Source organism: Janthinobacterium fluminis (assembly GCF_028595325.1).
Lineage (GTDB): Bacteria > Pseudomonadota > Gammaproteobacteria > Burkholderiales > Burkholderiaceae_D > Janthinobacterium > Janthinobacterium fluminis.
On the sequence record NZ_JAQQXR010000003.1, the window covers coordinates 147,812 to 170,975 of the forward strand.

General features: G+C 62.3%; 19 protein-coding genes. 4 read left to right on the top strand and 15 right to left on the bottom strand.

Annotated features, from left to right (window positions below):
- Positions 1-53: 53 nt before the first annotated feature.
- The 8 genes from OIK44_RS09450 to OIK44_RS09485 all read right to left on the bottom strand — a co-directional run bounded on the left by OIK44_RS09450 (position 54) and on the right by OIK44_RS09485 (position 9,875).
- Positions 54-2,129, bottom strand: coding sequence for a 3-hydroxybutyrate oligomer hydrolase family protein (locus OIK44_RS09450; protein WP_273670486.1), 2,076 nt, complete (start codon positions 2,127-2,129; stop codon positions 54-56).
- Between the two features lie 67 nt (positions 2,130-2,196).
- A complete protein-coding gene (locus OIK44_RS09455; protein WP_273670487.1) occupies positions 2,197-3,177 on the bottom strand; it encodes a branched-chain amino acid ABC transporter permease in 981 nt (326 codons plus the stop codon).
- A gap of 51 nt (positions 3,178-3,228) precedes the next feature.
- Positions 3,229-4,113, bottom strand: coding sequence for a branched-chain amino acid ABC transporter permease (locus tag OIK44_RS09460; RefSeq protein WP_273670488.1), 885 nt, complete (start codon positions 4,111-4,113; stop codon positions 3,229-3,231).
- Between the two features lie 160 nt (positions 4,114-4,273).
- Positions 4,274-5,482, bottom strand: a complete 1,209-nt coding sequence (locus OIK44_RS09465) for an ABC transporter substrate-binding protein (RefSeq protein WP_273670489.1) — start codon at positions 5,480-5,482, stop codon at positions 4,274-4,276.
- A gap of 45 nt (positions 5,483-5,527) precedes the next feature.
- The gene (locus OIK44_RS09470) at positions 5,528-6,235 is read right to left on the bottom strand and encodes an ABC transporter ATP-binding protein (protein WP_273670490.1); all 708 of its coding nucleotides are present in this window, start codon (positions 6,233-6,235) and stop codon (positions 5,528-5,530) included.
- Positions 6,235-7,005, bottom strand: coding sequence for an ABC transporter ATP-binding protein (locus OIK44_RS09475; RefSeq protein WP_273670491.1), 771 nt, complete (start codon positions 7,003-7,005; stop codon positions 6,235-6,237). Before OIK44_RS09475 ends, OIK44_RS09470 begins: the two co-directional genes overlap by 1 nt.
- A 153-nt stretch (positions 7,006-7,158) precedes the next feature.
- On the bottom strand, positions 7,159-8,784 hold the full coding sequence (locus OIK44_RS09480; RefSeq protein WP_273670492.1) for a GMC family oxidoreductase: 1,626 nt from the start codon (positions 8,782-8,784) through the stop codon (positions 7,159-7,161).
- A gap of 50 nt (positions 8,785-8,834) precedes the next feature.
- Positions 8,835-9,875: an NAD(P)H-dependent flavin oxidoreductase gene (locus tag OIK44_RS09485; protein ID WP_273670493.1), complete on the bottom strand. Its 1,041-nt coding sequence runs from the start codon at positions 9,873-9,875 to the stop codon at positions 8,835-8,837.
- A gap of 1,420 nt (positions 9,876-11,295) precedes the next feature.
- On the opposite strand from OIK44_RS09485, the gene OIK44_RS09490 reads away from it, so the two are divergent.
- Positions 11,296-12,069 carry a 5'-methylthioadenosine/adenosylhomocysteine nucleosidase gene (locus OIK44_RS09490; RefSeq protein WP_273670494.1) on the top strand — a complete coding sequence of 258 codons (774 nt, stop codon included), beginning with the start codon at positions 11,296-11,298 and terminating at the stop codon, positions 12,067-12,069.
- A gap of 106 nt (positions 12,070-12,175) precedes the next feature.
- Here OIK44_RS09490 and putA read toward each other — a convergent pair whose 3' ends face one another.
- Complete coding sequence (putA, locus tag OIK44_RS09495; protein WP_273670496.1) at positions 12,176-15,829, bottom strand: trifunctional transcriptional regulator/proline dehydrogenase/L-glutamate gamma-semialdehyde dehydrogenase; 3,654 nt, start codon at positions 15,827-15,829, stop codon at positions 12,176-12,178.
- 213 nt (positions 15,830-16,042) lie between these two features.
- Between putA and OIK44_RS09500 the strand changes: the two genes are divergently transcribed.
- The gene (locus tag OIK44_RS09500) at positions 16,043-16,498 is read left to right on the top strand and encodes an Lrp/AsnC ligand binding domain-containing protein (protein WP_273670497.1); all 456 of its coding nucleotides are present in this window, start codon (positions 16,043-16,045) and stop codon (positions 16,496-16,498) included.
- 257 nt (positions 16,499-16,755) lie between these two features.
- Positions 16,756-18,315, top strand: coding sequence for a methyl-accepting chemotaxis protein (locus OIK44_RS09505; RefSeq protein WP_273670498.1), 1,560 nt, complete (start codon positions 16,756-16,758; stop codon positions 18,313-18,315).
- Between the two features lie 92 nt (positions 18,316-18,407).
- On the opposite strand, the gene OIK44_RS09510 is transcribed toward OIK44_RS09505, so the two are convergent.
- Entirely contained in the window at positions 18,408-19,388 is a 981-nt protein-coding gene (locus tag OIK44_RS09510) for a LysR family transcriptional regulator (protein ID WP_273670499.1), read from the bottom strand.
- A 187-nt stretch (positions 19,389-19,575) separates the two neighbouring features.
- On the opposite strand from OIK44_RS09510, the gene OIK44_RS09515 reads away from it, so the two are divergent.
- Positions 19,576-19,881 carry a hypothetical protein gene (locus tag OIK44_RS09515; RefSeq protein WP_273670500.1) on the top strand — a complete coding sequence of 102 codons (306 nt, stop codon included), beginning with the start codon at positions 19,576-19,578 and terminating at the stop codon, positions 19,879-19,881.
- An 84-nt stretch (positions 19,882-19,965) separates the two neighbouring features.
- On the opposite strand, the gene OIK44_RS09520 is transcribed toward OIK44_RS09515, so the two are convergent.
- The 5 genes from OIK44_RS09520 to OIK44_RS09540 form a co-directional block, all read right to left on the bottom strand.
- Positions 19,966-20,565 (bottom strand): chalcone isomerase family protein, encoded by a 600-nt coding sequence (locus tag OIK44_RS09520; RefSeq protein WP_273670501.1) that lies wholly within the window; start codon positions 20,563-20,565, stop codon positions 19,966-19,968.
- A 126-nt stretch (positions 20,566-20,691) separates the two neighbouring features.
- Complete coding sequence (locus OIK44_RS09525) at positions 20,692-20,952, bottom strand: YfhL family 4Fe-4S dicluster ferredoxin (protein WP_273670502.1); 261 nt, start codon at positions 20,950-20,952, stop codon at positions 20,692-20,694.
- A gap of 12 nt (positions 20,953-20,964) precedes the next feature.
- Entirely contained in the window at positions 20,965-21,462 is a 498-nt protein-coding gene (gene coaD, locus OIK44_RS09530) for a pantetheine-phosphate adenylyltransferase (RefSeq protein WP_273670503.1), read from the bottom strand.
- Positions 21,463-21,527: 65 nt separating this feature from the next.
- On the bottom strand, positions 21,528-22,199 hold the full coding sequence (gene rsmD, locus OIK44_RS09535) for a 16S rRNA (guanine(966)-N(2))-methyltransferase RsmD (protein WP_273670504.1): 672 nt from the start codon (positions 22,197-22,199) through the stop codon (positions 21,528-21,530).
- Between the two features lie 59 nt (positions 22,200-22,258).
- A complete protein-coding gene (locus OIK44_RS09540) occupies positions 22,259-23,152 on the bottom strand; it encodes a DUF6279 family lipoprotein (RefSeq protein WP_273670505.1) in 894 nt (297 codons plus the stop codon).
- Between the last annotated feature and the right edge of the window lie 12 nt (positions 23,153-23,164).

The following is a 23,164-nucleotide window of genomic DNA, read 5'->3' on the forward strand; positions in this document are numbered from 1 at the left end:
TCGGCAAAAACCGCCATGTCTAGACCTGACCCCAATGTTGGATTTGCTCACGATTAGTTCGGCACGTCGACCGTCGTTTCCGTCACGCGGATGAGGTCGCCGGCCGCCGGCGCCGCCGCGATCGGCGGGACGTTGGCGCCGGTGATCGGCGTCGTCGCGTCGGCCCGCGTGGTGGTGCGCACCACTTGGGACGGCGGCAGCGTCTGCTTGCTTTTCAGGTTAGCATACAGGGCGTCCAGCGCGCGGAACAGGTAGACGTGCAGCGGCACGATGAGCGTCGGCATGGAGTTGGTGTAGGCGTCGAAGTGGTTGGCGTTCGTCACTTCGATATAGCGCAGATTGCTTCTGCCGCTCTCGGCGACGGCGTTCAGGCCGACGTAGGCCCGCGAGGCGTGGTTGACGGGGATCAGGGTGTCGGCGCGGCCGTGCACGATGATGGCGGGTTTGCCGCGCAGGTGGCCAACCGCCTGCAGTTCGGCGATGCCGGCCCGCACGCGCGCGCTTTGCGCCGCCAGTTCCGGCGCCAGCGGGCCGCCGCTGACGGGGTCGAGGCCCGTCGCCAGCGCGCGCAGGCACAGGAAGCCGTCCAGCGACTGGTCGGCAAGGCCGCTCGACGGCGACACGCCGAGCGTGTAGGCTTTGGCGCCGCCCAGCGATTTTTCATACACGACGGCGCCCGGATAGCCGCTGTTGAACCCGGCGTAGCTGGTGGCTTTCTGCTCCGCGCTCAAGGCGCTCGGGTTGCCGCCGGGGTCGGTGCCGGCAAAGCTGAAGCCGCATACATTGTCGGTGACGGAGAATTTGCCGTAGGCGTTCGCGTAGGTGGCGGCGACGAGGATGTTGCTGGCCGCGTGCGATGCCTGCAACAGGTCGGAGTCGGGTAGCCAGCCGTAGGCGTGCATGCGGGCGCGCGCGTCGGCTTGCTGCGCCGCCAGCGTGGCGCCGCTCAGCAAGCCCTTGCCGACCAGCGCCGTGCAGCGTCCCGGATTGGCGGAGCTGCTGGCGATGCAGGGTTGGTAGAGCGCGGCGTAGCTGCCGTAGTCGAACAGCGGCTTGCCTTGCGCGGCTACGGCCACCCCGCCCTGCCGCACCGTATAGCCGAGCGCCGTTCTCGGCTGCACTTGCGGTTCGCTGACGGCGACGCCGTTGATCAAGTCTTTGCTGTCCTGCTCGGCGGCGCGCAAAGCCGAGCCGCCGCCGTTCGAGATGCTCGACGCGATCGTGATGGTGTTCTGCCGGGTCAGGCGAATCTGATGGTATTTGCCGTCGCTGGCCAGCGCGCCGTATCGTTCATTGAGCACGTAGTAGGCAAACTCTATCGCCTGCAAGGTCACCTTGCCCCAGTCCTTTTCCGGATTTTGCTGCGAGTGCGCGGACTTGTAGGCGAGCCGGTTCGGGAAGCCGGCGGCGAAGGCGGCGCGCTCGGCGTCGCTCAAGCCCGGCGTGAAGTGGGCGTTCTTGCCGGCGGCGGCGCGGGTGGCGCGCACGCCGTTCTGCAGGTTGACGCTGTCGTCATCGAAGGTGTACAGGCCGATGCCGCTGCCCTTGTCGGCATAGGCGACGGCGCAGCCGTTTTTCAAGCCCCATTCGCCGGAGCTGCCGATGGCGCCGTAGATGCCGCGCGAGCCGCTCGACGTGGCGGTGACGATGCAGGCTTTGGCCGGATCGAAGCTGGCCGGCAGTTGCACCATCAGCGTGACGTTCTGCGCGCCGCTGCCGTCGTCGGCGTAGGCCAGGTATTCGCTGCCGGCGATCTTGCCCTCGCCGCCGGTGACGTTGCCGGCGGCGTCGACGTTGGGGCCGTACAGGGTGCCGTAGCCGCTGTTGGCGTTGATGTCGAGCACGGCCCGGTAGTTGGCGTGGATGGCGTTGCGGCGCAGTTCGGCGGCGCTGGGCCGGCTGGCGTCGGCGTAGCCGGGCGCGGCGGCGGCCAGGCCGCTCTTGCCCAGGCCGGCGGTCAGCAGGTCGTTCGAGACGCCGTCGTAATCGGTCCTGGTGACCGGCCCCAGATAGTGGGGCGCCAGGTTCAGGTTATCCGGCTCGGCCGGCGGCGTGCTGCCGCAGGCGGCCAGCGTGGCGACAGCGGCGGCCATGCCGCCGCCGCACAATATGCGCTTGATGTTTTTCATGTCATCCTTTCAAAGAACGATGCTCCAATGAAAAACGCCGGACTTTCGGTCCGGCGTCGCTTGTGAATCAGGCAGATTTTTTTTGCCCCCCGGGGGAGAACCTGGCGATCACCTCGCCCACTATGCCGCGCCGGAACAGCAGCACGCAGACGACGAAGATGAGGCCGATGGTCATGCCCACCGATTCGCCGAGTTTGCCGAACCATTCGATGCCGCTGTGGGCGACCAGGAAGTTGCCGATGTCGCCGAGCTTGTTCTCCAGCACGATGACGATGAAGGCGCCGAGGATGGGGCCGGCCAGGGTGCCCATGCCGCCGACCAGGGTCATCAGGATCACCAGGCCCGACATGGCCCAGTGCACGTCGGTCAGCGTTTCGAAGCCGAGCACCAGGGTCTTGGTGGCGCCGGCCAGGGCGGCCAGGGCGGCCGACAGCACGAAGGCGAGCAGCTTGTACTTGTCGACGTCGTAGCCGAGCGAGATGGCGCGCGGTTCGTTTTCCTTGATCGCCTTCAGGACTTGGCCGAACGGCGAATGGACGATGCGCATGATCAGGGCGAAGCCGCCGGCGAAGATGGCCAGCACGACGAAGTACAGCGTGGTGTCGTTGCCGAGGTCGAGGAAGCCGAACAGTTTTCCACGCGGCACGCCCTGCAAGCCGTCTTCGCCGCCCGTGAAGGGCATGCGCAGCGCCAGGAAGTAGACCATCTGGGCCAGCGCCAGCGTAATCATGGAGAAGTAAATGCCCTGGCGGCGTATCGCCAGCGCCCCCATCACCAGGCCGATCAGCGCGCCGGCGCCGACGCCCAGCAGCAGGCTCAGCTCGACCGGCAGGCCAAGCACCTTGAGCGCGTGGCCGGCGACATAGCCGGCGCCGCCGAAGAAGGCGGCGTGGCCGAAGGACAGCAGGCCGGTGAAGCCGATCAACAGATTGAAGGCGCAGGCGAACAGCGCGAAGCACAGCAACTTCATCAGGAAGATCGGGTAGCCGAATTGCGGCGCGGCCAGGGCCAGCGCCAGCGCGATTGCATAGCCGATGTTTTTATTCATCTTGATTGCTCCAATACTCAGTGTGGTCCGGGACCTGCCCCGGCTTGGCGTTCATTTCTCTTTGCCGAACAGGCCGGCCGGGCGCAGCAGCAGCACGATGACCATGACGACGAAGACGACGGTGGCCGAGCCTTCCGGGTAGTAGACGCGCGTCAAGCCTTCGATGACGCCCAGCCCGAGGCCCGTCAGGATCGAGCCCATGATGGAACCCATGCCGCCGATGACGACGACGGCGAACACGACGATGATCAGGTCCGAGCCCATCAGCGGCGACACCTGGATGATGGGCGCCGCCAGCACGCCGGCGAAGCCGGCCAGCGCCACGCCGAAGCCGTAGGTCAGCGTGACCATCAGCGGCACGTTGATGCCGAAGGCTTCCACCAGTTTCGGGTTTTCCGTGCCGGCGCGCAGGTAGGAGCCGAGCTTGGTTTTTTCGATCACGTACCAGGTCGCCAGGCAGATCGCCAGCGAGGCCACGACGACCCAGGCGCGGTAGTTCGGCAAGATCATGAAGCCCAGATCGGTCGCGCCCGCCAGCAATTCCGGCACCTGGTAGGGCTGGCCGGAGACGCCGTAGAAGGAGCGGAACACGCCCTCGGTGATCAGGGTGATGCCGAAGGTCAGCAGCAGACCGTACAGGTGGTCCAGCTTGTAGAGCCAGCGCAGCATGGTTTTTTCAATCAGGATGCCGAGCGCACCCACCAGCAGCGGCGCGACGATCAGCATCACCCAGTAGTTGATGTTGTAATAGCTCATCCCCATCCAGGCCAGGAAGGCACCCATCATGTACATGGCGCCGTGGGAGAAGTTAATCACGTTGAGCAAGCCGAAAATCACGGCCAGGCCCAGGGACAGCATCGCGTAGAACGAACCGTTGACGAGGCCCAGCAGCAGCTGGCTCATCATCGCTTGTAATGGAACGCCGAAAATTTCCATGGCAGCACAGTATAAAAGTCGCCGGAACGGCCGGCGAGGGATCAGAGGGAAAGACGCGGCGGCGGGAACGGCGCCCGGCCGCGCAGGGCCTTACGGCGGCGCGCCGCGATGGCCGCGCCGACAGCGGCCCGCCCGCAATCAGGCGGGCGGTCCGGCTAGATTATTTCCACAGCGCGCACTTGGTTTCGGCCTTGGTCACATACGCCTGCGCGCCCGGCACCGTCGCCACCACCTTGTAGTAGTCCCAAGGATATTTCGACTCCGCCGGCGTTTTCACTTCCATCAAGTACATATCGTGGACCATGCGGCCGTCCGGGCGGATCTCGCCGTTTTTCGTGAACATGTCATTGATCTTGGTCGATTTCAGGTGCGCCATGACCTTGTCGGCATCGTCGTTGCCCAGCGCCTTGACGGCCTTCAGATAGGTCGCCGCCGCCGAGTAGTCGGCCGCCTGCAGCATCGAGGGTTCCTTCTTCATCTTGTCGAAATAGCGCTTGGCCCAGGCGCGGGTTTCCGGATTCAAGTCCCAATACCAGCCGTCGGTCAGGTACATGCCCTGGGTGGTTTTCAGGCCCAGCGAATGGATGTCGTTGATGAACATCAGCAGGCCGGCCAGCTTCATGTTCTTCGTCAGGCCGAACTCGTTGGCCGCCTTGATGCTGTTGATGGCGTCGCCGCCGGCGTTGGCCAGGCCGAGGATCTGCGCCTTCGACGACTGCGCCTGCAGCAGGAAGGACGAGAAGTCCGAGGCCGACAGCGGATGCTTGACGGCGCCCAGCACCTTGCCGCCGGCCGCCTTGACGACGTCGGCCGTGTCCTTTTCCAGCGAGGCGCCGAAGGCGTAGTCGGCGGTCAGGAAGTACCAGCTCTTGCCGCCCTGCTTGACGATGGTGCCGCCGGTGCCGCGCGCCAGCGCCACGGTGTCGTAGGCGTAATGCACAGTGTAGGGCGTGCATTCCTCATTGGTCAGGCGCGAGGAGCCGGCGCCGATCGACACGAAGACTTTTTTCTTTTCCGCGGCCACCTTCGCCATCGCCAGGTTGGCGCCGGAGTTGGTGCCGCCTATCAGCAGGTCGACGCCCTGCTGGTCGAACCATTCGCGCGCTTTCGAGGCGGCGATGTCGGCCTTGTTCTGGTGGTCGGCGGAGATGAATTCCACTTTTTTCCCGGCCAGCACCACGCCGGCGTCGGCAATCGCCATCTTGATCGCTTCCGCCCCGCCCTGCCCGTCGACGTCGGAATAGACGCCGGACATGTCGGTGATGAAACCGATTTTGATGGTGTCACCAGAAACCTGGGCCTGTGCGGCAAATGAACAACCCATTGCGCAGACGGCAGTGGCGGCGGTGGCGATTGCTTTCAGTTTCATGTTGTCTCCGTTTGATCGATTTGTAGTTGTAAACATGTGGCTAAACTAAACACCCAGAAGCTCGGTCAGCACCGGCATCTTCGCTTGCAATGCGGACGCAGCAAAAGTCTCGACAATCTGACCATGCTCCATCACGTAAAACCGGTCCGCCAGCGGCGCGGCAAACCGGAAATTCTGTTCGACCATGACGATCGTGTAACCCTTCGCCTTGAGCGTCGTGATCATGCGCGCCAGGCCCTGCACGATGACGGGGGCGAGGCCCTCGGAAATTTCATCGAGCAACAGCAGACGCGCGCCCGTGCGCAGGATGCGCGCCACGGCCAGCATCTGCTGCTCGCCGCCCGACAGGCGCGTGCCCTGGCTGTGCTTGCGCTCCTCCAGGTTCGGGAACATCGCATAGATTTCCGCGACCGACATGCCGGCCTGGCCGGTGCTCAGGGTCGGCGGCAGCAACAGGTTTTCCTCCGTCGACAGCGAGGAGAAAATGCCGCGCTCCTCCGGACAGTAGCCGACGCCGAGGTGGGCGATCTTGTGCGTCGGCAAACCGATCGCTTCGACGCCGTTGATTTCGATCGAACCCTTGCGCGCGCCCGTCAGCCCCATGATCGCGCGCATCGTCGTGGTGCGGCCGGCGCCGTTGCGGCCCAGCAAAGTGACGACTTCGCCCTGCTGCACCGACAGGCTGACGTCGTGCAAAATATGCGACTCGCCGTACCAGGTGTGCAGATTGGATATCTTCAATGCCGTCGTCATCAATGCGCTCCTTCCAGCTCGGCGTGGGTGGTGCCCATATAGGCTTCCATCACCTGCGGATTACGCGACACGTCGGCGTAACTGCCCTCGGCCAGCATGGCGCCGCGCTGCAGCACGGAGATCTTGTCGCAGATGCCGGAGACGACGCTCATATTGTGTTCCACCATCAAAATGGTGCGCCCGCTCGACACTTTTTTAATCAGCTCGGTGACGCGGTGTACATCCTCGTGGCCCATGCCCTGGGTCGGCTCGTCGAGCAGCATCATTTCCGGCTCCATCGCCAGCGTCGTGGCAATTTCCAGCGCGCGTTTGCGTCCGTAGGGCATGTCGACGGTGATGGTGTCGGCGAATTCGCTCAGGTCGACTTCGGCCAGCAAGGCCATCGCCCTTTCGTTCAGCTTCGACAGCGAGCGTTCGCTCTGCCAGAAATTGAAGGAGGTGCCGAGCTGGCGCTGCAGTCCGATGCGGACGTTTTGCAGCACGGATAAATGGGGAAACACGGCGGAAATCTGGAAAGAGCGGATGACGCCCATGCGCGCGATTTGCGCCGGCCGGGCCGCCGTGATGTCATTGCCGTTGAAGAGGATTTGCCCTGAGGTGGGCACGAGAAATTTGGTTAACAGATTGAAGCAAGTGGTTTTACCGGCCCCGTTGGGACCGATCAAGGCATGGATGTGGCCGCGCTCGACTTTCAAGTTCACATCGTTAACGGCCGTGAAACCCTTGAATTCCTTAGTCAAATTCCTTGTTTCCAAGATGACGTTTGACATCGTGTCTCCTCATTGTTTTTTTTGTACTACTTCATTTTTTAGATAATACACATATTAATTTTGACAAACAATACAGTATAACTACCATAAAGAGATCAATGCCGACTATCAGACTAGCGTCAAACTTTGTCGAAAAATCGACATCGCCTATGTCTATTTCCAGCTTGCAGCAATCATTTGCGCCGCCTTTTCCGCGATCATCAGGGTCGGCGCATTCGTGTTGCCGGAGGTGATGAACGGCATAACGGAGGCGTCGACGACGCGCAAACCGGCCACGCCGAGCACCCGCAAAGCGCTGTCGAGCACGGCAAGCGGATCGCCGGCCCGGCCCATCTTGCAGGTGCCTACCGGGTGGAAAATCGTCGTGCCGATGGCGCCGGCCGCCTGCGCCAATTCCTCCTCGCTGCGGTACTGCGGTCCCGGCAGAAACTCCTCGGGCGCGAAACGGCCCAGCGCCGGCGCGGCGACGATGGTGCGCGTCAGCGCCAGCGCGGCCGCCGCCGTTTTGCGGTCCTCCGGCGTGCTCAGATAATTGGGGATGATTTTCGGCGCCGCGTAGCAATCGCCGGAAGCGATGCGGACATGCCCGCGCGCGCCCGGGCGCAGATTGCACACGCTGGCGGTGAAGGCGGGGAAACTGTGCAGGGGCTGGCCGAATTTTTCCAGCGACAGCGGCTGCACATGGTACTGCAGGTCCGGCGTGGCCTGGGCCGGATGGGATTTGGCGAAAGCGCCCAGTTGCGACGGCGCCATCGACATCGGGCCGCTCTGCCGCAGCGCGTATTCGAGGCCGATTTTCAGCTTGCCGTACCAGTTCGCCGCCAGCGTGTTGAGGGTTTTCGCGCCGCGCACTTTAAAGACCATGCGCAGCTGCAAATGGTCCTGCAGATTGGCGCCGACGCCGGGGACGTCGGCCACGGGCGCGATGCCATGCTCTTGCAGCAACGCGCCCGGCCCGATGCCGGACAATTGCAAAATCTGCGGCGAACCGACCGCGCCGGCCGTCAGCAAGACCTCGCGCCGCGCCGCCGCGCTCCAGGTCGTGCCGCCGCCGGTGAACTTCACGCCGCGGCAGACCGGGCCGGCGTCGCCCCGCTCGATCAGCAGGCGCTCGACGTGGCACCCCGTCATGATGGTCAGGTTCGGCCGGGTGGCGGCCGGCTTCAAAAACGCCTTCGCGGTGTTCCAGCGGATGCCGCGCTTTTGATTGACGTCGAAATAGCCGCAGCCGGTATTGTCGCCGCCGTTGAAATCGGCGCTGTTGGGAATGCCGACCTGCTGCGCCGCATCGCGGAAGGCATCCAGAATATCCCAGGACAGGCGCTGTTTCTCGACCCGCCATTCGCCGCCGGCGCCGTGGTTTTCGGAAGCGCCGCCGTAATAATCCTCGCTTTGCCTGAACAGGGGCAGCACCTTGTCCCAGCGCCACGAGGCGTCGCCGGTGACCTCGGCCCAACGATCGTAATCGCCGGACTGGCCGCGCATATAAATCATGCCATTGATCGAGGAGCTGCCGCCGAGTACTTTGCCGCGCGGATAAATGAGGCTGCGGCCGTTCAGGCCGGCGTCCGCCTCGGTGTGATACATCCAGTCCGTGCGCGGATTGCCGATGCAATGCAGATATCCGACCGGAATGTGAATCCACACATAATCATCCTTACCGCCCGCCTCTATCAATAACACCGTCGCATTCTGATCGCGCGTCAAACGGTTCGCCAATACGCAACCGGCAGTGCCGCCGCCAACAATAATGTAGTCGTATTCTCCTGCCGATTCCAATGACTGCTCCTTCAAGGTAAGCGATAGAGCGGTCACGCGGCGCGCGCCTGTTAGGTCGCCGCTTTCATTTCCTCTACCAGAGTCTGAACCAACTGCGCCACGGGCATGGCGCGAGCAAGATTAACACTTGCACCAGCCCAGAGCGACATAAATTCCGTCTCGCCCGCCTTGGCGGCGGCCGCGCGTATGCTGCCGGTCAGCGCGTTTTGTACGGGATAAAGGGGCAGCAATTTTTCCACAGGCTGCATGAGGTCCATGAAGCGGTTCTCCAGGCCACGCGCATAGCGGCCGGAAAAGGCGCGGGTCAAGCGGGTTGGCTGCTGGCCGGCGTTCAGCAGGCGTTGTTTATATGCTGGATGAATGCCGGACTCGTCGCTGACCAGGAAGGCGGTTCCCATCTGCACGGCGGAGGCGCCCAGCGCCAGCAATTCGGCAATGCCGGCGCCATGCATGATGCCGCCGGCAGAAATGATGGGGATATCCAGCGTGCCAACCATCTGCCGCAGCAAGTCGGCGGTGCCCAGCGTGGCGTCGGTCTGTGGGCCGAGAAATGTGCCCCGATGTCCGCCCGACTCCACGCCGGAAGCGACAACAGCATCGGCGCCAACGGCCTGCCAGGCCAAGCCTTCGGCCACGGTGGTCACGGTGCCGATGACAAAGATGCCGGCGGCGTGCAGGCGCGCCACCTGCGCAACATTCAAGATATCAAAGGTAAAGCTGGCCACGGCGGGCGCGGCGGCGACCAGGGCATCGAACTGGGCATTAAAATCCTCGCACCACTTGGCCGGCGTCGGTAATTCCTGCCAGCCTAGCGCGGACCAGATAGGTTTCAGCAACTGCGCGGCTTGCGCCACCTCGTCGGCACTCGGTTGTGGCGTCCGCTGAACAAACAAATTGACCGCAAACGGACGCTGCGTCAGCGCCCTGATCTGCCCAATTTGCTCCAGCATCGCTTCGGACGTCAGTAAGGAAGCAGCAAAAGAGCCCAAAACGCCGGCGTTCGAGGCAGCGGCGACCAGGGTTGGCGTGGAGGGACCACCGGCCATCGGCCCCTGGATGATGGGATATTGAAAAAGTTCGTGCAAGTTCATCTGCCGCCTCCCGGATCAAGAGCAGCCAGATTACCAGATCGCCAAGAAGGCGTAGCTAAATACGCTCTTTGTAGTCTGTTCGCCATGTGGATAAGTCTATGGATATCCACAAGAACCGTTTGTGAGTAAACAAAAAATTTTTTTAGCTCATTTTTTTTGTCCAGAAACAGTTCCTCGCTCATACAAGGCATACACAGCACTTATGAAACCGCCAAGCGCTTGATTTCAAGGATAAATCAGTACTTATCCACAGCGAAGTGGCTACGTTAACAACTACTACTATCCTTATATACAAACCTTTTAGAGTAAACCGACGCCCGCGCCTTCCAAAAAAATTGCCGCCCTTCTTACAAAGGCCACAAATCTTGCACAAGGCTAAAGAGAAGCATCAACGACGCACGAAGAAGCGTTCACCGCCCTGATCGCCAACCCGACGAACCGGCAGCCGAACACCAAACCAGGAAGCCCAAACCACGATCCTGCTCGACGGATCTGACAACGATTTGCTGTTCCTGGCATCTGACAGCTCGATTGAAGTCCCGGCCAACTCCCAGATCGTTAGCGGCAAGGCATCTACAAGCGCTCTGTAAGCAAAAAAAAACGTTTACTGCCCTTGCTAAGCCCCGAAAACGGGGAAATCAGGCTATCTGGGGATGGGGGATGTGGATAAGTGGATGGATATCCACAGGATGGCTTGTGAGTAAACACAAAGTTGTCCAACGGAGGCAATTTTATACAGATTTGCTCCTGAAGAGATACAGCAATTATGCAGGCTTTATTTTTGAGCTAAATTCCTGATTTCAAAGCAAAATAGTGACTTATCCACAGAAGTTCGGGCGTTTACTACTACTACTATTTTTATATAAACCCTTTGTAAACAACTAAAACGCACAGCCGCAGGTGAGCCCACCTCCCTCTTCAAAAAAAAAAAAAAGCAAAAAACCAAAGCCAAAAAACCAGTTCTGAAAACCGTCTTCAGAAATCCGAGGACAAGGACACGGATCGACAGAAACGAAACCGTCGACTTCGTCGCGTGAGCTACTTGGATGACTGGGTACTGAAGTTGACCCTGGGAAGTCAAAAAATTGCTGGTTTTGCATTGAAAAACCGCATTTTTTCAAGCGACTGTGGATAAGTGCTTGCATATCCACAGGATCGGATGTGGGAAAAGTCGCTCTTTGTCCACAAGACTTTTTTTATCCAAAACTCATCCTGTCTGGATACAATGCTTATGCAAGCCGTTTTGTGGACGGTAAGTTGATGATTTTTATCGCGTTAACCGACTTATCCACAAAAAATAGGCCGTTTACTATCACTACTATTTTTTTATATATACCTTATATAAAAGAGCTATACAGCGCAGTGCGGTGGATACCTGCCCCACAACAGCCAAAAATCCTAAAAAATAGAGCCAGAAACCATGAATTCGAGCAAAAAACTGCGTCTAGGAGTGATCAGTGCCCTTGTTGAAGAGCAAGAAGGGCTGGTAGAAGCCATGAAAGGCCCCCAGAAGCTCTCGCACGGCATGCGTGACTACACCGTGGGTAGTCTGTGGGGAATCGACGCTGTGTGCGTTCTGTCGCGTATTGGCAAGGCCGCGGCGGCCATGACGGCCGCTATCCTTGTGGAAAAGTTCGAAGTTACCCACATTGTTTTCACGGGAGTCGCCGGAAGTGGCGATATTTGCGTCAATGTTGGCGATATTGTTGTCGCGGAATCACTGGTTCAGCACGATATGGACGCCCGTCCCCTGTTTCCGCGCTTTGAGGTGCCGTTGACCGGCTTGTCGCACTTCCCGTCGGATCTGACCTTGAGCGAGCGCGTGGTCGGTTCCGCGCAAGATTTCCTCGCGGATGATCTGAAAAGCGTCTTCAGCGTTGCCGAGGCGAAGGAATTCGGCCTGGACGGACCGCGTGTGCATCGCGGCTTGATTGGCAGTGGCGACCAGTTTATCCACAGCCGGACGCAATTGGGTCAGCTCAAGGAGGCTTTACCGGAGCTGCTGGCGGTGGAAATGGAAGGCGCCGCGGTGGCGCAAGTGTGTTTTGAGCTTGGCATTCCATATGCGGTGATACGGACGATCTCGGATAACGCCAATGAAGAGGCGGCGGTGGACTTTATGCGTTTTGTGCAGACCGTGGCGTCGCGTTATGCGTTTCATGTCGTAAAACGCTTGTGCCAGCGGCTGGCGTAAACCATTCAAGGTGCTGCGGACGTAAAAAAACCAACGGTGGCGAGCCAGACCCAGAGCAAAAAAGCTTGAGGCCGGCTCTCCAGCGTTGGTTGTTAGCTTGGAGCGCTTACGCGTCCAGGGTCATCAGGCTGGCATTGCCGCCCGCCGCCGTCGTGTTGACGCACAGCGCGCGCTCCGCGACCAGGCGCCACAATGGGATGGCAACCCCTGCCGTTGTCTCTATCATGCCCACCAGCGCCCCTTTGCGGGCCGCCAGCACTGGTTTCAAGTCGTTTGCCAGCGCCGGCTCGACCATGACGATCTGGAAATCTTCTCCACAGGCATCCAAACCGCTGACCAACTGGACGCGATCCTTGACTGCCGCCGGCAAGTCGGCCGGAATCAGGGCGGACGAACTCGATAGCACCAATGCCTTGTTGCCGGTCGCCAAAGCTGCCGCCAGTTGGTTCAGCAGCACGCCGACGCTCGACGCGGCGCAGACGACCGTGCCGCGGGCGACAAAGCTGAGGGTGTTGCGCTCGCCCGTAGGGCCAGGCAATACCGTCGTGTGGCCATGCAAGGTGCTGCGGGCATATTCGCCGGCCAGATTCGCGACATCCTGGTGGCCGTGGGTTTTGGCCCAGACCGTGAGGGCGTCCAGCGCCGGCGTGGCCTGGCGTTGATGTTGCGCCGGCGCCGGCGCGTTGCGTTGCAGGCGCTTCAGGTACAGCGGGCCGCCCGCTTTAGGGCCGGTGCCGGATTTGCCTTCGCCGCCAAACGGTTGCACGCCGACCACTGCGCCGACGATGTTGCGGTTGACATAGATATTGCCGACGTGGGCGCGGCTGGAGATGAACTCGATCGTTTCGTCGATGCGCGAGTGGATGCCCAGGGTCAAGCCATAGCCGCTGGCATTGATTTCGTCTATCAATTTCGGCAAATCGGCGCGCTTATAGCGAATCACGTGCAGAACCGGACCGAACACTTCATGCGTCAGTTCCGACAGCGACTTGATTTCCAGCACGGTCGGCGCGATGAAGGTGCCGTTCGCCGGCGCCACGTCGAGCGAGAAGTGGCTGATCGCCGTGGTCTTCATTTTGTTGATGTGGGCCAGCAGATTGCCTTGCGCCTCGGTGTCGATGACGGGGCCGATGTCGGTCGCCAGGCGGTCCGGATTGCCGACGCGCAGTTCCTGCATGGCGCCTTTGAGCATCTTGATGGTTTTATCGGCGATATCGGCTTGCAGGAAGAGCACGCGCAGCGCCGAGCAGCGCTGGCCGGCGCTGTCGAAGGCCGAGGAAATCGCGTCTTGCACCACTTGTTCCGGCAGCGCCGACGAGTCGACGATCAGGGCGTTCTGGCCGCCCGTTTCGGCGATCAGCGGAATGTCGCAGGATTCGGCGACCGAGCGCTTGGCCAGCGTGCGGTTGATCAGTTGCGCCACTTCCGTCGAGCCGGTGAAGATGACGCCCTTGACGCGGGCGTCGTTGCACAGGCCGGCGCCGACCACTTCGCCGCGGCCGGGCACGAATTGCAGCGCGCCGCGCGGCACGCCCGCTTCGTGCAGCAGCTCGACGGCGCGGTGGGCGATCAGCGGGGTTTGCTCGGCCGGCTTGGCCAGCACGACGTTGCCGGCGGCCAGGGCGGCGCCGATCTGGCCGGTGAAAATGGCCAGCGGGAAGTTCCACGGGCTGATGCAGGTGACCGGACCCAGGGCCAGTGTATTCGGCAGGCTGTCCACCTGCGCCGCGTAATAGCGCAGGAAGTCGACGGCCTCGCGCACTTCGGCGATGGCGTTCGGCAGCGATTTGCCCGCTTCGCGTATCGCCAGCGCCATCAATTCCAGGCGGTGGGTTTCAAACAAATCGGCGGCGCGGTTCAGCGCGTCGGCGCGCAGCGACGGTTCCGTCGTCTGCCAGTCCATCGCAAAGGCGCTGGCGCCGGCCAGGGCATTTTCCACGTCGCTGGCGTTGGCTTCGACGATGGTGCCGACGATATCGTCGCGGCGGGCCGGATTGCTGATTTGCTGGGCGGCGACATCGCTGCTCAGCGGGCCGTCGATCAGCGGCGCGGCGTTCCAGCTGCGCGGCGCGGCCAGCGCGGCGGACACTTCGCGCAGCACGTCTTCATTGGCCAGGTCGATGCCGGAGGAGTTCTTGCGCTCCGTGCCGAACATATCGAGCGGCAAGACGATGCCGGGATGCGGCACGCCGCCCTGCTGGCGGGCCGCCTCGAAGGGATCGGTGATCAGCGATTCGATGGCGATCTTTTCGTCGACGATCTGGTTGACGAAGGACGAGTTGGCGCCGTTTTCCAGCAGGCGGCGCACCAGGTAGGCCAGCAGCGTTTCGTGCGAGCCGACCGGGGCGTAGATGCGGCAAGGCTTGTCCAGGTTGGCGGCGCCGACGACTTGATCGTACAGGGTTTCGCCCATGCCGTGCAGGCACTGGAATTCATAGTCGCTGATGCCGTCTTGCTTCGCCCAGGTGTAGATGACGGACAGGGTTTGCGCGTTGTGGGTGGCGAATTGCGGATAGATCAGGCCGTTGGCGCCCAGCAGCTTTTTCGCGCAGACCAGGTAGGACACGTCGGTGTACACCTTGCGCGTGTAGACCGGGTAGCCGCTCATGCCGTCGACCTGGGCGCGCTTGATTTCGGAATCCCAATACGCGCCCTTGACCAGGCGCACCATGAACTTGCGGCCGCTGCGCTTGGCCAGGTCGATCAGGTAGTCGATGGCGAACGGGCAACGCTTCTGGTAAGCCTGGACGACGAAGCCGATGCCGTCGAAGCCGGCCAGCTCGGGGTCGAAAGCCATCGCCTCCATCAGGTCGAGCGACAATTCCAGGCGGTCCGCTTCCTCGGCGTCGATATTCAAGCCGATGTTGTATTTCTTGGCCAGCAAGACCAGGGTTTTCACGCGCGGCAGCAGCTCTTCCAGCACGCGGGCGCGCTGGGCCCGGCTGTAGCGGGCGTGCAATGCCGACAATTTCACGGAAATGCCCGGCCCCTGCTTGATGCCGCGGCCGTTCGAGGCTTGGCCGATGGCGTGGATGGCGCGCTCATACGAGGCGTAGTAATTGGCGGCGTCTTCCTCCGTCAGGGCGGCCTCGCCCAGCATGTCGTAGGAATAGCGGTAGCCGCGCGCTTCGTTGTCGCGGCTGTTCTTGATCGCTTCCTCGATGGTCTGGCCGGTGACGAACTGGTTGCCGAGCATGCGCATGGCCATGTCGACGCCCTTGCGTATCAGCGGCTCGCCGCCCTTGGTGATGAGTTTCGACAAGGCCGAGCTGAGGCGGTTTTCGCTGCTGGTGCTGACCAGCTTGCCCGTAATCAGCAAGCCCCAGGTGGCGGCGTTGACGAACAGCGAGGGCGATTCGCCCAGATGCTTGCGCCAGTCGCCCTTGCTGATCTTGTCGGCGATCAGGCGGTCGGCCGTCTGGCTGTCGGGAATGCGCAACAACGCTTCGGCCAGGCACATCAGCGCCACGCCCTCTTCCGACGACAGCGAGAACTCATGCATCAAGGCGTCGACGCCGGACGAGCGGGTGCGCTTTTCGCGCACCGCGCTCACCAGCTTGTGGGCCAGGGCCTGCGCTTCGGTCTTGCTGGCGGCGCTGTCTTGTTTGAGTTGGCTGAGCAACCACTGGACGGCGCTGATTTCATCGCGGCGGTAGGCGGCCGTCACGGCCGAGCGCAGCGGCGACGGGTCGCGCAGGATTTCCGCCTGGAGCGCGGCGAACGGGGAAAGGGACGGGGCCGGGGTGGCTGCAGAGTGCATGAGAGGGCTCTTTTAGTAAATATAAATAATGGTGAAACACGCAACAAAGCACGCTGGTCAACGGTGAAGGAGAGGCGTTTTTGGCTGACTGGAAGATGATTCGATTGTAAGGGGGATTCCTATGGATTAATTCTGGTAATACACAGTACTAGCCATAGATTGTTTTTAGTGAGACAATTTAACCAAATAATATTTATTTGGGGACTGTGGCATATGTTGGACAAAATCAGTAAGAAAATTCTGATGGAATTGCAGAGCGACGGCCGCATCAGCAACGTCGAGTTGGCGGCGCGGGTCAACCTGTCGCCGGCGGCCTGCCTGGAGCGCGTGCGCAAACTGCATGAATCCGGTTACATCATGGGCTACACGGCCCAACTCAACCCGCAATTGCTGGACGTGTCGCTGCTGGTCTTCATCGAGGTGGTGCTGGACCGCACGACGCCGGAAGTATTCGATGCCTTCAAGCATAGCGTACAAATCATCCCGGAAGTGTTGGAATGTCATATGGTGGCCGGCGGTTTCGACTATCTGGTCAAGGCGCGTGTCAAGGATATGGCTGCCTACCGCGAATTCCTGGGCAAAACCCTGCTGCAGAAAGGTGTGCGCGAAACCCACACCTACGCGGTGATGGAAGAAGTCAAGAATACCAGCAAGCTGCCTATTAAGTAAGCATTGCCGCCGCGGCGTGCTGAAAACCAACGGCACCAGGCCGGTGGCGGGCCTATCCCAAGGTCGAGCGCGAGCATCCGGGCCGTCCGCCGGATGGATGCTCGCGCCTTTATCTTAGCGATTGAGCAAAAGAGATAAGTGTTGTAGTGTGGGGGCAATTGCGGGTTTAGTTGCTGGCCGGAATGATGACACGGCTGGAGCCGGGCAATTGCCAGCCGCCGGTCCGGGCGGCCGGCCACCATGGGGCGGGGGGATAGATGAGGCTTTTGCGGCACGAGACGGTACGCTTGGTTTTGCTTTTCCTGATAGCCGCGGCGGCGGCGGCCGGCGCCGTGTGGCTGCTGCGGCTGGCGCTGGGCGGCGCCGATTCCTGGTGGCAGACGGCGCTGGCGGCGCTGATCGGCGCCGCCGTGATGCGGCTGGCCGGGCGCGGCGCCGACGACGGCGGCCTGCCGCGCTTCGCCGACACGGTCGGCCAGGCCATCGACGCCATCATGATAGGCGCGGCGGAAACCTCGTACTTCGTCGACTCGGTCAAGAAAAAGGTCGAACAAGACGTCAAGATTGCCGGCGAGATCGCCGGCAGCTCCGAGCAGAACGCCCGCGCGACGCAGAAAATTGCCGCCCACGCCGAGCGGGCCGCCGCCGTGGCGGCCCAGGTGCGGGCCGAAAGCGTGGCGGCGCGGGCCGAAGTCGACCAGGGCTTGCAGCGCATCGGCAGCGCGAAGAGCGCGGCCCAGACGGCCTCGGCGGTGATGGCCGGCCTGCAAGACAAATCGCGGCGCATCGCCGGCTTCACCGAAGCCATCAGCGACATCTCCGCGCGCACCAACCTGCTGGCGCTGAACGCCGCCATCGAGGCGGCGCGGGCCGGCGAACACGGCCGCGGCTTCGCCGTCGTCGCCGGCGAAGTGCGGCAACTGGCGCTGCGCACGAAAGAGGCCAGCGACGAAATCAGCCTGATGGTGCGGGAAATCAACGAACAAGCGGAAAAAGCGTCGCAGGGCATGAACTCGCTGGCCGAGGTCGTCACGGCGGCCGCGCAAAACGTCGAAAGCGTGCACGGCTCGCTGAGCCAGATCGAACAATCGTCGGGCGCTTCGGAAGAGGAAATCGGCCTGATCGCGCGGGCCTCGCGGCGCCACGTCGACACGACGCAGGGCATCGCCGACGCCGTCGCGCAGATCCGCGACAGCATGCTGACGACCGACGCCGAATTGCCGCGGGCGACGGGCTCGGCGATGGCGCTGGCGGAGCGGGCCGAGGCGATCGCCGGCGCGCTGGGCGAATCGAGCGTCGCCACGCCGCACGACGCGATACGCCGGGCGGCCCAGGACGCCGCGCGGGAAGTCGGGCGCCTGTTCGACGCCGCCATCTCCGCCGGCAAGATCAGCCGCGAAGCGCTGTTTGACCGGCGCTACCGGCCGATACCGAATACCGACCCGCAGAAGCACCACAGCCAATTCGACGGCTTCACCGACCGCGTGCTGCCCGAGCTGCAGGAAGGCTTGCTGGCGGCCATGCCGCAACTGGCCTACGCGGGGGCGGTCGACAACAACGGTTACTTCCCCACCCACAACAAAAAATTCAGCCAGGCGCTGACGGGCGACTACGCCGTCGACATCCTGCACAACCGCACCAAGCGCATCTTCAACGACCGCACGGGCGCGCGCTGCGGCGCCAACACCCGCAGCTTCCTGCTACAAACCTACCAACGCGACACGGGCGAAGTCATGCACGACCTATCGGCGCCGATCTACGTTGGCGGCCGACACTGGGGCGGCTTCCGCATCGGCTACCGCTCCAGCGGCCGCTAAAAACTTGCAAAACCCCCTGGGGTCAGGTCTAGACATGACGGTTTTCACACAAGAAACCGCCATGTCTAGACCTGACCCCATGGGGGGAGCAACTATTCGCTGTCGCTTTTGGGGGCGATGCCGCCGCCCGCCGCCGTCGCGCTGCGTAAGGTGACGGTGTTCATGCCTTCGAGGTGGGCGCGCAGCCATTTGTGCGCCGGGCTGCGGGCGTCGCGCTCGTGCCATAGCATGTCGAGGTGGACGGCCGGCAGGGGGAACGGCAGTTCTTTGTAGATCAGCGCGTCGGTCATGCCGGTCGAGGCGATCAGGTGGCGCGGCAGTACCGTCAGCAGGTCGGAGTTGGCCACGACCCGCCCCGCCGTGAAGAATTGGTTGACGGTCAGCAGGATGCGCCGCTCGCGGTGGATTTGCGCCAGCGCTTCGTCGACCAGGCCGTGCGCCCGCCCCGAGAAGCTGACCAGCAGGTGGTTGGCCGCGCAGTAGTTGTCCAGCGTCAGGTCGGCCTTGGCCAGCGGGTGGGTGCGCCGCATGACGCAGACGTATTGTCCCGAGTACAGGCGCTCGTGGCGGATCGGCGAGCCCGTTTCGCTCGACAGTTGCGCGGCGACGCCAGGGAAGAAGCCGACGGCCAGGTCGATGTCGCCGCGCAGCAGCATCGGCCGCGGTTCGCGCGTCGTCAGCGGCACCATGCGCACGTTGACGCCCGGCGCCTCGCTTTCGATGGAGCGCATCAGCGAGGGCAGCCAGAATGCCGCCGTCGCATCGGCCATGGCCATGCGGAAGGTGGCGTGCGCTTTCGAGACGTCGAAGGTTTCCGGCGTCACCGCCGCTTCCAGGCTGGCCAGCGCCGAGCGCACCGCCGGCCACAGCGATTCGGCGCGCGGCGTCGGTTTGACGCCGTAGGCCGTGCGTATCAGCAGTTCGTCGCCCAGGCTTTCGCGCAGGCGTTTGATGGCGTTCGATACCGCCGGCTGTGTCATCGCCAGGTGGCCAGCGGCGCGCGTCAGGTTTTGCTCTGTCATCACGGCGTCGAAGACGCGCAATAAGTTCAAATCCAGCGTCAGAAAGCTCATGGTGGCCTAGTGTGTTTTCAGAAATATTGGTGAAATGGTAGCGAGATATTCATATTGCGGCGCCAGTGCTCAAAATATCACAGGATTCATTCATGATCCATATACTTGGTATCAGGAAACGAAATTGGATGTATATGTTGCACTGCACTATAGTAACGTCATTGATTCTATAATGCACTGGAACATCATGTCTACCGTACTCTCCGCCGCCCAAATCGCCCTCGCCGCCGTGCTGGATATCTCCCTGTTGAGCGCCGTGCAAATCGCCTTGGGCGTGGTGCTGCTGGCCGCCTTGCTGGTGTTGTTCAAGCCTTTGTTGCTTGGCGTGGCGCGCGCGGCGATGTTGGTGGTGCGGCCGAAGATGAGCAAGGAGCAGCGTCTGGCCGAGCGGCAGATGCGCGATGCGATGATGCTCAACCGCATGCTCAGCGGGCTGGACCGTTCGGCCCCCAGCCACGCCGCCGAGTTGCGCGCGCTGGCTTCGCGCGCTTAAGTTCCCTTTGCCGCGCCGCGGGCGCGGCGCTACCGGAGGCCAGGCAGGCTCCGGCCGGGGCTTGCGCCCCTTGTCCCTGCAGTATCAGCCGGATTCGCCGAGCAGCTTCGGCTTCAGCGAGTTATCCACAGGCTTGTCGCCTATCCAGATTTTCAGCACCGCATTGTAAAAAGCCTGGTCCGGCATCACTTCGCCGATCTTTTTGCCGTTCAACTGGCATTGCGTACCCACGCCCGGCAGCCAGTCCAGCGCCAGCATGTCGCCCTTTTTCAAACCCGGCAGCAGGGCGAACATTTGCCCGAACTGCATGGTCTGGTTGAGGATCTTGGCCTTGTCGGCTTTGTCGGAGTTGTTGTTCAGGCCGGTCATGAAGGCGAGCCCGAAATCTTCCGAGCTGACGTCGCGCAGCATCACCATGGCGACGCGGCGCGGGCCCGATAGCGCCAGGATCTCGGCCACGTTGCTGCGCTTTTCCGGCAGGTAGAGGCCGGCCGCGTAAACCTTGAAGATGGCCTTGTAGCGCACGCCGGCGCCGTTGAGCTTTAATTCCTTGCCGGCGACGAGCGCGGTGTCGTCCAGCTTGACGCCGCCCACCTCGACCGCCAGCGCGCCGGGGCTGAGGACGGCGGCCAGGCAGGCGGCGGCGAGCAGGCGCCTGGCGCCATTGATGTGTTGCTTAGTCATGCTGTCTCCACGGGAAATCGGGTTGGCTTGCGGGACGCGACAGGACCAGTGTAAGACACTTCCGGGGACAGACCACGATTTTCAAGAAATCATTTCTTGAAAATCGTGGTCTGTCCCCGGCTGTACTCAGGCTTGTTTCTGGGCCGCCTGCAGGCGGTCGTACTTGGCGCGCAGCTCGGCTTCGCTTTCGCGCCAGGCCGGGTTGAAGGGGATGCAGCTGACCGGGCACACCTGCTGGCATTGCGGCTCGTTGAAGTGGCCGACGCATTCGGTGCATTTGTCCGGGTCGATTTCGTATATTTCGGCGCCCATGTAGATGGCTTCGTTCGGGCACTCAGGCTCGCATACGTCGCAGTTGATACAGTCGTCGGTGATCAGTAATGCCATGGCTGGACTCGCTTATTCGGCGTCCGCCGCGGTCGCCGCAATCTTCTTTTGCAGCCAGCGGTCCACCGATGGGAAAACAAACTTGGAGACGTCGCCGCCCAGCACCGCGATCTCGCGCACGATGGTGCCGGAGATGAACTGGTATTGGTCGGACGGCGTCAGGAACATGGTTTCGACATCCGGCAGCAGGTAGCGGTTCATGCCGGCCATCTGGAACTCGTATTCGAAGTCGGAGACGGCGCGCAGGCCGCGCACGATGACGCGGGCGTCGTGTTTGCGCACGAAGTCCTTCAACAGGCCGGAAAAGCTTTCCACCTGCACGTTCGGATAGTGGCCCAGCACCTCGTTGGCGATCGTCAGGCGCTCGTCCAGCGAGAAGAACGGCTTCTTGTTTTTGCTGTCGGCAACGCCGACGATCAGCTTGTCGAACAGCCCGGATGCGCGGCGCACCAAATCTTCATGGCCACGCGTGAGCGGATCGAACGTTCCCGGATATACGGCTACAACCATTGCGGCTCCCTAGAGATGCACCAATATAGAACGCGCATTATGCCTGAAAATCAGGCGCGGTCGCCCTATTCGGCGGCGCCGGCGGCCTCCGGCGGCGCTTTTCTATAGCTGAGCAAATGGAAGAAGACGGTGCCGGCCTTGTCGGCGCGGATGACTTCCCAGGGCGCCATCCAGTCCGGCCGGGCCGGGCCGGCCGGGTCGTCGAAGGTCAGCGGCAGGCCCGATTCGGCGTAGACCAGGCCGCCCTCCTGGAGCAGCGCCGCGCACAGCGGCAGCGCGCGCGCCAGGAAATCCTGCTGGTAGGGCGGGTCGAGGAAGATCAGGTCGAAGCGCTGGCCGCGCGCGGCCATGCCCTGGGCCGTCAGCATGGCGTCGCCGCGCAGCAGTTGCACTTGCTCGGCGCGCAGCTTGGTCTTGATGTCGTCGAGCTGGCGGATCACCGGCGTGTGGGCGTCGACCATCTTCACGGACTGGGCGCCGCGGCTGGCCGCCTCGAAGCCGAGCGCGCCGCTGCCGGCGAACAGGTCGAGGCAGCGGGCGCTGGCCCAGTCGCCGTCGCGCAGGTGGTGGATCCAGTTGAACAGGGTTTCGCGCACCCGGTCCGGCGTCGGGCGCAGGCCCTGCGCCTCCAGCACCGGCAGCGCCGTGCGTTTCCAGCTGCCGCCGATGATGCGGACCTGGTTCGAATGTGGCGGGCGGTGGACCGGGACTTTGGCGGGTTTTTTCGGCTTTTGCATGGGACGGCGGGATGAATTCAGTGTCGGCCACTATAGCATATGGGGGGCGGCGGCCAGGTTCAGCGGGCCTCGGCCGCCAGCGCGTTGAAGTCGTCGATCCAGCCTTGCAGGCGCTTGGCGGCGTGGTTTTTCTGCGCCGGCGTGGCCGTTTTGATTACCGTCAGCACCATTTGCGCCGTCGCCTCGTTGTGGGCGTCGAAGAAGGCTTTGTGCTCGGGCTGCTCGATGCGCTCGAAGGTATCTTTAATGAGTTTGTTGATAAGCGCCATCGTCGCCTCCTTGTCCAGTTTGTCGCGCTGGACTTTTTGCACGAGGTTGACGATGTTGCGCTGGCGCCGCTGCCGCTCTTCCAGCCAGCGTTCGTTGTCGAGGGGGCGGGCGTCGGAGGCCCTGCGTATCAACTCCTCCTGCTCGCGGCCGAAGCCGCCGAACACGAGCTCGAATTGCTCCATCGCCTTCTTGAAGCGAATTTTCTGCCGCTTTGCCGTGTCGCCGCGCAGGTATTTCTTGCGGTAGTCCTCATTGTTGGAGGCGAATTTCTTTTCCAGGTGGGCGATCTGCTCGGGGCGCAGGGCGCGCGCCAGGTCGGCCAGCTCCGGTTGCGCCTTCAGCAGCAGTTGCTGGCTGCGGCTGCGCACGTCGGCGTAGTCGGCCAGCAGCTCGGCCTGCGTGACGTTGCCCTGCAATTGGCGCTGGGCCTGCGCCAGCACTTGCGCATATTCCTTCAACTGGGTCTGGCGATGCCACTGGAACAGGGTGTCGATGTCTTTTTTGACCCAGCCCTTCTGGTCGGCGTCCAGGTCGACATAGGCGTTCAACCACCAGTAGAGCAGGGTTTCGCCGTGGTTGTAGCTGAGTTTGAGGGAGCTGCAGCCGGCCAGCAGCGCCAGCAGGCCGATCAGGCAGAGCTGGCGAAAGCGGTTTTTGCACACGGCCGTGTTAAACTTTTTCATATCCTTAACTTA